At 57.2% G+C, this 12,675-nt stretch carries 13 protein-coding genes; 6 read left to right on the top strand and 7 right to left on the bottom strand.

Annotated elements, in window-relative coordinates:
* Nucleotides 1-80: 80 nt before the first annotated feature.
* Nucleotides 81-1,340: a M48 family metalloprotease gene (locus tag LOC70_RS22550; protein WP_230256315.1), complete on the bottom strand. Its 1,260-nt coding sequence runs from the start codon at nt 1,338-1,340 to the stop codon at nt 81-83.
* 338 nt (nt 1,341-1,678) lie between these two features.
* Between LOC70_RS22550 and LOC70_RS22545 the strand changes: the two genes are divergently transcribed.
* On the top strand, nt 1,679-2,941 hold the full coding sequence (locus LOC70_RS22545) for a putative DNA modification/repair radical SAM protein (protein WP_230256314.1): 1,263 nt from the start codon (nt 1,679-1,681) through the stop codon (nt 2,939-2,941).
* A gap of 127 nt (nt 2,942-3,068) precedes the next feature.
* Nucleotides 3,069-3,962 carry a hypothetical protein gene (locus LOC70_RS22540; protein ID WP_230256313.1) on the top strand — a complete coding sequence of 298 codons (894 nt, stop codon included), beginning with the start codon at nt 3,069-3,071 and terminating at the stop codon, nt 3,960-3,962.
* 15 nt (nt 3,963-3,977) lie between these two features.
* On the opposite strand, the gene LOC70_RS22535 is transcribed toward LOC70_RS22540, so the two are convergent.
* From LOC70_RS22535 to LOC70_RS22525, 3 genes are all read right to left on the bottom strand, one after another.
* Nucleotides 3,978-5,237, bottom strand: a complete 1,260-nt coding sequence (locus tag LOC70_RS22535; RefSeq protein ID WP_230256312.1) for an adenosylmethionine--8-amino-7-oxononanoate transaminase — start codon at nt 5,235-5,237, stop codon at nt 3,978-3,980.
* A 206-nt stretch (nt 5,238-5,443) separates the two neighbouring features.
* Nucleotides 5,444-5,617 carry a hypothetical protein gene (locus LOC70_RS22530; protein ID WP_230256311.1) on the bottom strand — a complete coding sequence of 58 codons (174 nt, stop codon included), beginning with the start codon at nt 5,615-5,617 and terminating at the stop codon, nt 5,444-5,446.
* Between the two features lie 21 nt (nt 5,618-5,638).
* Nucleotides 5,639-7,234 carry an ABC transporter permease gene (locus LOC70_RS22525; protein ID WP_230256310.1) on the bottom strand — a complete coding sequence of 532 codons (1,596 nt, stop codon included), beginning with the start codon at nt 7,232-7,234 and terminating at the stop codon, nt 5,639-5,641.
* A gap of 404 nt (nt 7,235-7,638) precedes the next feature.
* Here LOC70_RS22525 and LOC70_RS22520 point away from each other — a divergent pair, with 404 nt between their 5' ends.
* The 3 genes from LOC70_RS22520 (at nt 7,639) to LOC70_RS22510 (ending at nt 8,925) form a co-directional block, all read left to right on the top strand.
* A complete protein-coding gene (locus LOC70_RS22520) occupies nt 7,639-8,046 on the top strand; it encodes a YkgJ family cysteine cluster protein (protein ID WP_230256309.1) in 408 nt (135 codons plus the stop codon).
* Nucleotides 8,047-8,206: 160 nt separating this feature from the next.
* A complete protein-coding gene (locus LOC70_RS22515; protein WP_230256308.1) occupies nt 8,207-8,608 on the top strand; it encodes an HU family DNA-binding protein in 402 nt (133 codons plus the stop codon).
* Nucleotides 8,609-8,640: 32 nt separating this feature from the next.
* Nucleotides 8,641-8,925, top strand: coding sequence for a hypothetical protein (locus LOC70_RS22510; protein ID WP_230256307.1), 285 nt, complete (start codon nt 8,641-8,643; stop codon nt 8,923-8,925).
* Nucleotides 8,926-9,105: 180 nt separating this feature from the next.
* Here the strand turns inward: LOC70_RS22510 and LOC70_RS22505 are convergent, their stop codons facing one another.
* Nucleotides 9,106-9,582 (bottom strand): hypothetical protein, encoded by a 477-nt coding sequence (locus LOC70_RS22505; protein WP_230256306.1) that lies wholly within the window; start codon nt 9,580-9,582, stop codon nt 9,106-9,108.
* Nucleotides 9,583-9,837: 255 nt separating this feature from the next.
* Here LOC70_RS22505 and LOC70_RS22500 point away from each other — a divergent pair, with 255 nt between their 5' ends.
* Complete coding sequence (locus tag LOC70_RS22500; RefSeq protein WP_230256305.1) at nt 9,838-10,827, top strand: alpha/beta hydrolase; 990 nt, start codon at nt 9,838-9,840, stop codon at nt 10,825-10,827.
* Nucleotides 10,828-10,886: 59 nt separating this feature from the next.
* Here the strand turns inward: LOC70_RS22500 and LOC70_RS22495 are convergent, their stop codons facing one another.
* Together LOC70_RS22495 and LOC70_RS22490 are read right to left on the bottom strand one after the other, a co-directional pair.
* The gene (locus LOC70_RS22495) at nt 10,887-11,609 is read right to left on the bottom strand and encodes a toprim domain-containing protein (protein ID WP_230256304.1); all 723 of its coding nucleotides are present in this window, start codon (nt 11,607-11,609) and stop codon (nt 10,887-10,889) included.
* Entirely contained in the window at nt 11,606-12,589 is a 984-nt protein-coding gene (locus LOC70_RS22490) for a serine/threonine-protein kinase (RefSeq protein ID WP_230256303.1), read from the bottom strand. Before LOC70_RS22490 ends, LOC70_RS22495 begins: the two co-directional genes overlap by 4 nt.
* Nucleotides 12,590-12,675 lie beyond the last annotated feature (86 nt).

Raw genomic sequence — 12,675 nt, 5'->3', positions numbered from 1 at the left:
CCACGCGCAGCTTTCTTCACCGGGAAAGGCGCCCCATTTCGAAAGCAGAATGCCGCCGGATCTTCCCAGCGACGCCGAGATCACGCCAGTGTCATGCGAGGCGGTTTGGCCAATCGTTTGACTCGCATTGCCAAGCTTGGATGCAGCCAACTGGCTCGTCGTGCTGCCGGGTGCCCCGCGGTAACGCGTCCCAGAGCCGTCGCCATCATGCCCGCCGCTTCTTCTTCCGTCGCGGGCAACCCCTCTTCACCAGCGGAGGCTTTGACAGCCAACCGGCAAGCCACCGCATCCGCGTCCCATTCGGTGATGTATGCGACCAAGCTCAGGGTGCCAACGGTCAACAGCAATCCTGCGAGCCCACCGACGGTGGCCCCCCAGGCTTCATTTTGGAACAGCGATCCAACCCAAATGGAAACGAACCACGCCGGAGCCACCGCTGCCATGCGAATCGGGACGTGCCAACGGCGGACGTGAGCGACTTCGTGCATCACGACCATCATCAGTTGGCCTCGCGTCAGTTCATCCAGCACTCGGTCGGAAAGCAACAGCAACCGGCCCGGCCGAAAGATGCCAGCCACCAACGCGTTGAAGACTCGGCTGTTCGTGTCCCATCGAACCACTCGCGTCGCTGACCAACCGGACGTCGGCATGCCGACACGCCCGAGCCAATTCATGATGTCATCGCGTTGTTCCGCCCGCATCGGTTGCTGACGAACAACCTTGGAAACCAACCACGGCAGCGCAAACGCCACGGCGACGATCCCGATCCCGATGCAAATCGGCAACGCCCGGTTCGACGTGAAAGGTTCAACGGTTTCCGCCAGGTCACCTAGCAACAAGAACAACATGGTCGGAAGGATCAACCACGCGGGTCCACTTCGCAAACCAGACAACAGCGAGGCGAAGTAGTTGCGAAGCGATGGATCGGTCAGCCCCAAACGGGCACCAAACACATGTTCGGCCGACCACGTCGCTAGCAAGATGGTGATTCCCGGGGCCAACAAAACGATGGCCTGCAACGCCATGCTGGTTCCAAAAATCGGATGCGATTCGGCCCAAGCGGCGAGGGAAAACGCCCCCAGGCAGATCAGGATCACCGGCAACCCCAGCCAGCGAAACACGTCCAATTGGATCTCCAACATTCGCGCCGCATCACGCAGACGCATATAACCTCGCCGCACCTGCAACACCATCATTCGCGACGCGGTGTGACAGAGAATCGTCCATCCGGCGATCAGAGCGACGCTGGCAATCACCGAACGGAACGAAGGTTCAGCCCAACCGGGAGCGGATCCGCAGCAGAGTGAAACCAGCACCAGCAAGAAAACGTAGAACGACAAAGGGATTCTCGTGTGAGTGACGCATTCGTTCGCGAAGTCGCGGGGAGTCCACCCAGCAAACCCAATCATTTCGCCGCCGTCAAAGCAATCCGAGAAAAAGGTGCGACTCGAACTTCTTTGCAGTTAGGTCTGGTCCACTTCTGACGGTTTTAACGGTACACCCCCATCTATCCACACTGTGTTGATGGGATATCCGCCAGGCTTGCGGGATACCGCCACAACTGGCCACTCGGCAATAGTGGTCGCGACAATCGTGGTCACGGCGAAAGAAAGGCGTCGGCGGCTTTCGCGGACAAACGATCAGGGCCAGGAATCTTGGTCAGAGAAAAAAGGACTTCATGCCCACCCAATCGGACATTCATGGAAAATTGGCCATTCTCGCTGATGCAGCGAAATACGACGCGTCGTGCGCCAGCAGTGGCTCCAAACGCGAATCCAAAGGTGGCTTGGGCAGCACGGAGGGGATGGGAATTTGCCACTCCTACACCCCCGATGGCCGATGCGTTTCGCTGCTAAAAATCCTGCTCACCAATCACTGCATCTACGATTGCCAATACTGCGTCAATCGCATCAGCAGTGACACCCCGCGAGCCCGTTTCACTCCGGACCAGGTCGTGAAGTTGACGATGGATTTTTACCGTCGCAACTACATCGAGGGTTTGTTCCTCAGCAGCGGAATCATTCAAGATTCCGACTACACGATGGGGCAAATGATCGAGGTCGCACGCAAGCTTCGAGAAGACGAAAACTTTCGCGGCTACATTCACCTTAAAACGATCCCCAACGCCGCGGATGATTTGATCGAGACCGCCGGGAAGTTTGCCGACCGGCTGAGCATCAACATTGAGCTTCCAACGGTCGGCGATTTGAAAACGTTGGCACCGGAGAAAAAACGCCCGACGATCGAACGATCCATGGATCGAATTCGCGTCAAGCGAGATGAAACACTGGCCGATCGCAAACGCGGCATGAAAGCCAGTGCGTTCGTGCCTGCGGGACAAAGCACACAGATGATTGTCGGTGCGACACCATCGACCGACGCGGACATTCTGGACACGGCATCGACTCTGTACGACGCTCACCAGCTTCGCCGCGTTTACTATTCGGCGTACAGTCCCATCCCTCACGCGGACGCACGGCTACCTGGCAAGTCACCTCCATTGGTCCGCGAACATCGTTTGTACCAAGCCGACTGGTTGATTCGCTTTTACGGTTTTGATGCGGAAGAGCTGACCACGGGCGAAGCGAAAAACTTGGATCTGGAGATCGATCCCAAACTCGCGTGGGCACTTCGCAACCGCGAGCAATTCCCGATCGACGTCAATCTTGCACCTCGTGAGATGTTGCTGCGGGTTCCAGGGATTGGTGAACGTGGGGCAAAACGAATTCTTCGAACACGACGACACCACGCGATTCGAGACGAAGACTTGGTGAGGATTGGGATTGTCTACAAGAAAGCCAGGCCGTTCTTGATCACCGCTGATCGTCACGCCGAACCGTTGACACTCGACAGCGTTGGACTGCGAGATCGGCTGAAGCCCAAGAACGTGCAGCTCAGTCTCTTTGACGCGCTGGAATCCGCCGCGACTGGACAGGTGTGAGGCAACATGCCGCTAGCAGCCCACTGATTCTCATGAGTCACCCTCATGGGACTGGCCAACGCAGGCAGGGGAGGAGATCGCTTCAACGGTTCAGTTTTCCTGCTCCAAAATGCAGTATAGTGGCGGCATGAACTCACGAATTTCTCCGACTTCGGTGATGCCCTGTTTGTTGTTTTCAGCAGCCTTGGTTGCGGCATCTTTTCTGGCGACTTCCAGGGCAAATGCCGATGAACCCGCGGCATCAGACGAGACATCCTCGCAGCAATCTGTGCTTCACAACCGCTTGGAGATTCATCCCAAGTTGATGTCAGGTGCGGCACCGGTTGGCGACGAAGCGTACGCAGAGCTTCAGCGTCGCGGCGTTCGCGTGATTGTCAGCGTGGATGGGCAACGTCCAGATGTGGAAGCCGCTCGCAAGCATGGCCTGCGTTACATTCACATTCCGATTGGGTACGACGGCGTGGGCGAAGAAGCTTGCCGATCAGCCCTCGCACTGACACGTTCCATCGACGAACCGATGTACGTTCACTGCCATCACGGGAAACACCGAGGCCCGGCGATGGCAGCGGTGATTGCTCAATCGGCCGGATGGATGAATCGCAAAGAAGCCGTTGACTTGCTGCGACAAGCTGGCACGGGAACTCAGTATTCTGGTTTGTGGCGAGACGTCGACGGTTTTCAACCGCTGCCCGCAGGGACCGAATTACCCGAGTTGGTCGAGATCGCCGAAGTCAGCACGCTGGCGTCGCACATGGTCGATACGTCCGTGCGTTATGAAGTCTTGGTGGACGCCATGAAGTCCGGCGATTGGAACGTCAGTGACGTGAGATTGCTGCAGGAGGCACTTCGTGAATCGCATCGGGTTTGCAACGAAGAGATGCGTCCCGCGATGATGAAGTCAGCAGAACTGGTCCATTCCATGGAAGCTCAAGTCACGCGAGGCGACATGGAAGAGCTTCGGCAATCAATGGCCAGACTGAAAGAAGCCTGCAATCAGTGCCACACGCGTCACCGCAACTGAGCAATCGCGTGAATTTCACGCACCGATGGGCTGAGTCGCGAGAGCGGCATGCACCATCGCATCGCAAACAGTGCTAAGTTGTTCCTTGGAAATGCACAGCGGTGGCGTGGTGTAAAGACAGTCGCCAAAGGGCCGCATCCAGACGCCTCGCTGCACCAACTCGTCTTGCACCTGTTGCATGTTGGGAGGATCACGGAACTGGATCACGCCGACAGCCCCCATGCACCGCACCTCAACGATGTTGTCGTGTTTCTGTAGCGGCGACAATCGCTCGCGCAGCACACTCTCTATCCCGGTCAGGTCATATTCGTTTTGCTCGAACAGATCGAGCGATGCGTTGGCTGCTGAACACGCAAGCGGATTGGCCATGAACGTCGGACCGTGCATCAATGCCGCGGACGGATCGTCGTCGTAGAACGATTCAAAGACATGGCTGCGAGCGATCGTCACCGCCATGGACATCGTCCCCGCCGTCAACGCTTTGCCCAAGCAAAGGATGTCCGGCACCACGGGGTCCGCAAGATCGACGGTGTGGTCCACCGCGAACATTTTGCCGGTGCGTTGGAACCCAGTGGCAATTTCGTCCGCGATCAACAGCACATCGTGCTGACGGCATGCGTCGCGAATTCGCACGAGCGTGTCCACATTGTGAAAACGCATGCCTCCCGCGCCTTGCACCAAAGGCTCAACGAACACCCCCGCGATGCAATTCGCATGTTGCTCCAGCGTCCGATGGAATACCTCAATGGAGTCGGTGTCCCTAGGCAACGGCGTGTGATATTGCTGCGTGATCGCGTCGCTGTATCTCGCGTGCATGCTTCGTTGAGGATCGCAGAGCGACATCGCTCCGGTCGTGTCGCCGTGATAGGCATTGTGGAAGGCCAAGAACTTCGTCCGGGAGGTCCGGCCGCGGCGACGCCAATGACCAATCGCCATCTTCATCGCGACTTCGACAGCCACAGATCCACTGTCGGAAAAGAAAACGTGATTCAGATCGCCGGGGGCCAACGCGGCGAGTCGATCAGCCAGTCTTTCCGCGGGTTCGTGAGTGATCCCGCCAAACATCACATGCGGCATTCGTTCCAGTTGCCGGGTGACGGCGGATCGAACATGCGGATGATTGTAGCCATGACACGCGGACCACCACGACGCCATGCCGTCGATCCAGCGTTCGCCGTTTGGTCCAATGAGTTCACAACCTTCCGTTGCACTGATCGGCATCGGCGGCGGAGCGGTCTTCATTTGGCAATAAGGTCGCCACACCGAACGAGTCATGAGTTTCTATCGCCGTGCATCCCGTTTCACCAAAGAATCCTAGTCCGTAGGTCCGGTTCCACCGGACATTGCTCACCCGTAGGTCCGGTTCCACCGGACAGTTCAAACACGTAGGTCCGGTTCCACCGGACAAGCCAGACAGTAGGTCCGGTTCCACCGGACAAGGGCCGTATGAACGACTATACGAACGTCAGGTAAGACTTGACCTACTTGGAGGCGCGGAGCTTGGCGGCTTCGTCCTCGAGGGCTTTGATTTCGTCTTCAAGCTCTTTCAATTCATCCAGGTCATCGGCTTGTTCTTTTGAACCCGCCAAACGCGGACGCAGGGTTTGAAGTTTTTTGTTGATGACGTCCAGTCGCTTCTTGGCTTTTTTATCCATGGTGTTTCCTGCGGGGATGATTCAAAACTCGAGCAAGGCAATGATGAAGTGCACGACCAACACATAAAGCGTGGTCCAAAGCACCGTCGTCGTGATGCAGTGACTGACATCGCTTGCCGAGTGTTTCGGAGTGATCCCCTGATGGTAACCAATCGCGGCGGTCCCGAAACCGCAGAGCAAATTCTTTGCGAGCACCCAATCCCAGCCTTTCCAGGTTGTGAGGCCGAGCGAACTCAAGTTTCCGGCACCGTTTTTCGGAGTGATCGCACGAAAGAAATGCTGCTGCCAAAAGTGCACGCCGATCTCGGGATGCGAAAACGCGAAGGTCACACGGCTGATCCAATGCGACGCGGTGAAAGCGATCCATTCCAAGATTGGCGTCGCGATCAAGAATGCGGCCAAGATCGGAATCAACAAATACGCGGGGGCTCGTACACCAAGCGTCCGCAACGCGTCGACTTGCCCGCCATATTGTTTCACACCAACGTCAGCCGCGACCGCCGCCCCACATCGTGCCGCGATCAGGACCGTTGCCAAGACGGGAACCAGAATCCGGTACAGAGCAAAGCCGATGCTGGACAGCAATTCATCGATCAACAACGGCTGGGTATACAAACGAAACGGCAGGAACCGCAGCGTGAAATAGGTGGTGGTGAATCCCGCGATCAGTCCGGCGATGATCAGGTAAAGCCAAGCGGAAGGTCCGCCGACCAATCGCAGATAGTGAGCCAGAAACCGACCCGCCCATTTCCAACTGGGGACCACGGGGCGAGCATCCCACGGCAATCGAACCGCGGCAATCACGCTCTTGCCAGTCGAGTCAAAGAACCGTTCGGCACCGCGTCGAAACATCGCAAGCGGACTGGACGCGGTTGTTTCGCGACTGGATTGAGTTTGCGAAGGCGCGAGTGCAACGGCTTGCATCTGCTCCGGCACCTCCGCCCAATCTTCACGTTCAACCCGACGTATCGTTTGTCCCGCGGAATCGAACAGCAAGACTTCATCCGCGATCGGCAGCAGGGTTTCGTAGTCATGGGTCACAACGATGCTGGTCCGGCCAAACCGAGACTGCGTCTCACGAATGAGGTCGGCGACCCGCCGACCGGTTGCCGCATCCAAACCCGACGTTGGTTCGTCGTAAAGAATGACCTCGGGGGAGGACGCCAGTGTCCGAGCGATCGCCAATCGTTGCTTTTGCCCACCGCTCAACGCGGACACCGGCGTCGTCGCGGGAACCCCAAGGAAGTCCAACCATTCTGAGGGGCTGTGTTGAGGCGACTCGCCCAAACCGTTGCGATGATCGATGGCAAATTGCACGTTGGCCGAAGGCGACAGTTCGTCAAACAAGGCAAACTGCTGAAAGACGATCCCCGTCCTTGGCATCGACGACGGGTCGACGGGATTGCCTTTCCAGTGAAGATCACCGCTCCATTGGATGGACGCACCGTGGCGTGGCAGAATCCCTGCCAGCACCCGCAGCAAGACACTTTTTCCAGCGCCACTGCCACCCACCAACACGGTGATCTTCCCATCCGGGAATGACAGTTTCGCGTCGTCCAGCAACGTGCGATTGCCCGCCTGAACGCAGAGATGTTCCAAGGTCAGTGCGTCAGTCAAAGCGAACCGCCAAATCAAATGCTTCGAAAAAGAGAAAAGAGTTGTTATCCCCGTGGATCCAGTTCCACCGGACGCGGCATCAGCATCGCGATGTCATGTCGCCGAGTCGAACCGGAGGTGAACTGGCGGAGAACTGGCGGAGAACTGGCCACGAGTTTAGCAATTGAATTGATCAGCAACACTTGGCCAAACTTGGCGAAGCGGCGTTGAACGCGGTAAGCTTCCTATCCGTTTTCCTTCCCTTGTTTCATTCGCTCGATTTCACCAGACCCGTGGCCAAAGACTCTGCTCGCTCTCAATCGTCGAAACCCAAGAAATCTCGATCTGAAAAGACGAAATCGGAGACGAAGCTAGCGAAGTCGAGCTCGAAAAAATCCGGAAAGAGCAAGAAGGCCGCGAAAGAGTTGCCTTGGTACGCGGACGGGCTGCAATTCGAGTGCAGCCAATGCGGCGATTGCTGCAGCGGCGAACCCGGCTATGTATTTGTCGATGAATCCGAAATCGAGGCGTTGCTGGTCGAGACCAAGCTGGAACGCGAGGATTTTGAGAAAAAATTCCTCCGGCGGGTCGGCCGAGACTACAGTCTGAAGGAATACCCGGACGGCGACTGCATTTTCTTGGACCCGAAGTCGCGTCGATGCCTGGTCTACAACGCTCGGCCCATTCAGTGCCGAACGTGGCCGTTCTGGGACAGCACGCTGGCCGGTCCCACGGATTGGAAAGAGACCTGTGAAGCGTGCCCCGGGGCCGGGAAGGGAAAAATGTACAGCTTCGAAGAAATCGAAATTCGCCGGAAAGAAAAGTCGGTTTGATTGGAGTGTAACGGTTGTGACGGTCGATACGGTATTGCGTGGACCGTTCTAAGCTCGCCCCGGCGACTTGACCGGCCCCGACCTGAAACCTAAGCTGTCTTTGTAAGTCCATCAATCACAATGGTTTGCGGAGCCAGACGGGGTGACAAAAAAAGAAATCGTGCGCGTCATTTCCGAAGAACTCGGGCTGACTCAGCAGGAAACCAAAGAGGTCGTGCAGCGAACCTTTGACTCGATCGTCGATACCTTGGTGCGGGAAGGCCGCATTGAACTGAGGAACTTCGGCGTTTTCGAAGTCAAACCGCGAGCCGCACGCAAAGCACGCAATCCAAAGACGGGCCAACAAGTCGACGTGCCTGAGAAATACGTCGTCACGTTCAAACCCGGCAAGGTGATGGAGCAACGTGTTCGGGAGTTGTCCAGCGACAACCTGCCGGACACCTGGGTCATGCCATTGGATCACGTGCCTCCGACGGGATCCGTTGAGTCCACGAGCGAATCCGACGACTCGAACCAACCGCCAAACAGCCCCCCCAACAGCCCATCGGGCAGTTGGCAGTAGTCCCAACCGCCCAGTTCACGGAGGAACTGACGATGAAACGTTCGCAAGCCGACTCGAACACCACTGCAGCATCCCGCCCTGGCATCCAACGTTCTTTGATGAGCCGTTTGGTTCTGGGATGTGTTTTGATGGCAGGCTTGGCCACCTCCGTCGGTTGCTTTGTGCCGATCTACTCCAGCCGTCCCGAACGCCGCGTCCAGCAGTTGCTGTACACCTCGGAAGATTTGCGTTCGTTGGTGGATGAGTGGGAACGTTTCTGGTTCCTGGATTCGCCCTCGCACATGACGCCTATCCGGACTCACGGCGGCGTTCTTTGATCGCAATCAAAATCGTTTGAACGACTCACCGGAACACGTGCAACGTGCTCCGGTTTTGTCATGCGCGGTGCAGTGTAGGCCGGACCGAAGCGAAGCGGAGCTCCGGCAACTGCGTCTCTAGCCAACACCAACCCGTGCCTTACGGTCACCCACTGACGACCGGATCTGAAGACTCCACCCTCACCCGAAGGCGTCGGCAATCCGCACGCTCGGTTGCATCCGGCGAATGAAATGCCGTCCGGGCCAATCTTCCAGGTGTCTTTCCCAGCCCGCGCGTTTCAGAAATCGATCGCTGATGTTCGAGTTGGTGACGTGGGCGACGATCGCATAGGCGTTCTTCAATCGAGCGACCTCGTTGAGCACATTGCAGGCACCGATGAACGTCGCGTAGCGAGCTTGATTCCCCGTGCGAATGTAGTCGAGCGTCACAAAGGCTTTCATGCCCCATGGCACATGAAAGTCCAACTGACAAACGTCGCCGTCGAGTGAGTTGCGTTGGTTCTGCCACCAGACCTGAGCGACCGAAACATGGTTGGCAAACCAATGCTGCTCGATCCGTTCCAGTTGGCCCTCGCGAGTCACGATCCGACCGCAGCGAATCCGCGAAATGGCGGAAGCGTTGGCTTCGATCGATGAATGAACGCGGCGAACAAACATGTGCGTATCAAGGACGCGAAAGGGTAAGGGTCGATGAAGAAGCGTGGTGATTTGTGACGCGAAAGTAAGCCGCCCGAATTCAGTTCTAGCTTCGGGGGCTCAAGCGAACGACACCGCAGGGACAACGTCGCGATTGACGAGCCATTTCATGCAGGCATCCCGCGACGAGCTGGGATCCCGCGAAGACTTTGAAACGTTAGCATGAGAGCCAACCGCCGATGGCTTTTCGTTTCAATTCTGACGACCGAACAATCCATGCCCGATCAATCCTCGGAAGAATCCTCATCAACCGTAGAACCGGAAGCCGCATCGCAAACCGCTGCTCGCAGGGCCAAGCCCAGCGTGCGACGTCGCGTGCTGCGGACTGGTGGATTGCTGGCCATGATATACGTCGGCGTCTGCATCGGTTTGGTCCTGATGGAAACGCGGCTCTTGTTTCCGGGTGCCTACATGAAAACCAGCATTTTGATGGACCCGAATCGTTTTGAGCCAGATGCGCCCAGTCCCGGAAAGGTACAGACATTCGGTTACCCCGCCGTCGATGGATCCCAACTCGATGGACGATTGCTGCTGCGTGAATCCGACGAAGTGATCCTGTTCCTGCATGGCAATGGAATCCATGCGGATGAAATGGACGGATGGACTCGGCGCTTGTCCGACAGTTGGGGTGGCACGGTGCTGACCGCCGAATATCGAGGCTTTCAAGACGACGGATTCACCCCGAGCGAGGAAAGCACGATCGAGGACGCGGTATCAGCGATCGATGCTCTTTCGGAACTCACTGGAAAACCAGTCCACGAGATCATCATCTATGGCCGTTCGCTCGGTGGCGGCGTCGCATCTGGGTTGGTGCGCGTGCTGCAAGAACGAGGCGACTCGGTCCAGGCTTTGTGTTTGGATCGCACGTTTGACAGTGCCGTCAACGTCGGAGCTCAACGCTTCTTCTTTCTTCCCGTTCGCCTGCTGATGCGGAACCACTATGACAGCGTTGAGGCGCTGAGCGATTTCAATGGCGCGTTGGTCCAGATCCACGGCACTCCCGACCGGATCGTTCCTCGCAGCAATGGACATGCTTTGCACGAGTCCATTCCAACGCGGCACAAACAATGGTTGGAACTGCCGGGGATGTTCCACAACGATCGATTGCCCAAGAGCACATTGGACTTGGCGGGACAGAGGTTGAAAGCAATGCGAGAGGAAGCATTCGGGATCGCTACCTCAACGACGCAGCCCGCTACACCCTGAGTTCCGATTCACCGAACCTCAACGTTCTCCATTCGTGTTCGGATGCAAGCACGAAGCGATCAGCGACCACCGAACATCGCGACAGCGGTTTGAGCCTCTTCAAAACTCATCACATCCGCCGCACGGGTGTTGGGCTGCACGCAGTGATGCCTCAGGATCTCTGAAGGGATGCTACCAAGTCCGCGATGTCGAAAACGTTCGAATCGCTGGACACCGGCTTCGCGGAGTTTTTGCTCGACGCGTTTTGCATGTTCGGGATTCGAAGCGACAAACGTTCGCACCGGGTTTTCTTCCGATGCCGTTTCAACACGAAACAGAATCATTGGCGGCCGAACCACACTCACACGACCCTGGCGAAGCAGCTCCGGCGTGAATCGCAGCAGAATCCCCAACGCCAACACGCCGCAGTGAATCCCATCCGCATCGGGGTCCATCAAGATCGCCACTCGCCCGTACCGACAAGATTCGGCCTGAGCTAGCGGAACGCTCCAATCTTCGATCGGCGTAATTTTTCGCCCGAGCAACGTGCAAGCAAAACGCCGAAGGATGTCGTTTTTGAGCAGCACCGAATGGCAAGCTTTCCCGACGTTCATCGGTTTACCTTGGAGCGCCAACACCGACTGACGAGTTGCATCTCGGACTTGGTTGACCGACTTGGCCGCGCTATCGCCTTCGACGATGATCAGTTCCGTATCCGCCAGTGCCACCCCGGTTCGCTGTGTCGATTCCAGCGGATAGTGCACCGGGGCCCGACCATACGGTGCAAAGTACCGCTGACTCACGCGACCGTGACGGAGACCGAACGAATTTCGGCAATCAACTCTCGCATGGATTGATACCGATCGGCTGGCTTCTTCGCGATTGCTTTCATCACCACGCGATCGACTTCTTTGGGGATTTCGTATTGAGGCGACTTCTCACTGGGTGGCGGAACGTCGGCGTGCTTGATGTTGTCGAACGTTTCGTCGATCGTGCGACCTCGAAACGGTTCACGGATTGCCAAGGCTTCGTAGAGCACGACGCCAGCGCTGAAGATATCCGTGCGTTCATCAATCCCGCGATTGCCGTTGACCTGTTCCGGTGACATGTACAGCGGCGTGCCTGGTCGCTGACCGCCGCCGGTCAGTGTCTGCAGTTGGCTTTCGGTTTTGGTTTCGTGTTCAGGCTGCATTTGCTGGCGGTGCAGGGCTTGCGCGTCATCGGCGTGTCCCCAAACCTTCGCCACGCCCCAGTCCAACAAGATGACTTCGCCGAAGTTCCCCACCCAGATGTTTTCGGGCTTCACGTCACGATGAATCACTCCGCGAGCATGCGCGTACGCCAACGCTTGGCAAGCATCGGCAACGATTTCGAGCCGACGTTGCAGCGGAAACGCGGCGACGGCCTGTTCATCCTTGCGAGCAATTCGTTTCAGCGATTCAAACAGGTTTTCCCCTGAGATTCGCTTCATCGTGAAGTAAACACCTTGCAAATCATCGTCGCCAATCTCATAGACCGGAACGGTGTTGGGGTGCTGCAACTGAGCCGTCACGCGGGCTTCGCGAAGCAAGCGTCGACGCTCGTACCGATCGGTGCGAATTTCGGGCAGCAACTTTTTGATGGCGACCGTGCGACCGATGACTGAATCCACGCCCGATTGCAACACGGCGGTGGCCCCGCGCGCCATCTCACGAAGCCCTGTGTATCGCTTCAGCCCATGTGGTGGAGGCGAAGGGATGTCGTTGTCAGTGCCCGCGAGGATGATGGTGGATTCGTTGTTCATGCCGAGATTGTATCGCGAAGATTGTCCTCGCGACCACTGCAGAAACGTCGTCTCATCGACTCGCAAAAAGCTTCGTCAACCAATGT

Source organism: Rhodopirellula halodulae (genome assembly GCF_020966775.1).
Lineage (GTDB): Bacteria > Planctomycetota > Planctomycetia > Pirellulales > Pirellulaceae > Rhodopirellula > Rhodopirellula halodulae.
The sequence above is the reverse complement of the archived record's forward strand: the minus strand, read 5'-3'. Positions and strand labels throughout refer to the sequence as shown.

Coding starts and splice junctions, on each gene's coding strand:
- LOC70_RS22505 (WP_230256306.1), bottom strand. CDS start 9,582: ATGTTTGTTCGCCGCGTTCATTCATCGATCGAAGCCAACGCTTCCGCC.
- LOC70_RS22530 (WP_230256311.1), bottom strand. CDS start 5,617: ATGGATAAAAAAGCCAAGAAGCGACTGGACGTCATCAACAAAAAACTT.
- LOC70_RS22545 (WP_230256314.1), top strand. CDS start 1,679: ATGCCCACCCAATCGGACATTCATGGAAAATTGGCCATTCTCGCTGAT.
- LOC70_RS22540 (WP_230256313.1), top strand. CDS start 3,069: ATGAACTCACGAATTTCTCCGACTTCGGTGATGCCCTGTTTGTTGTTT.
- LOC70_RS22490 (WP_230256303.1), bottom strand. CDS start 12,589: ATGAACAACGAATCCACCATCATCCTCGCGGGCACTGACAACGACATC.
- LOC70_RS22500 (WP_230256305.1), top strand. CDS start 9,838: ATGCCCGATCAATCCTCGGAAGAATCCTCATCAACCGTAGAACCGGAA.
- LOC70_RS22535 (WP_230256312.1), bottom strand. CDS start 5,237: ATGACTCGTTCGGTGTGGCGACCTTATTGCCAAATGAAGACCGCTCCG.
- LOC70_RS22510 (WP_230256307.1), top strand. CDS start 8,641: ATGAAACGTTCGCAAGCCGACTCGAACACCACTGCAGCATCCCGCCCT.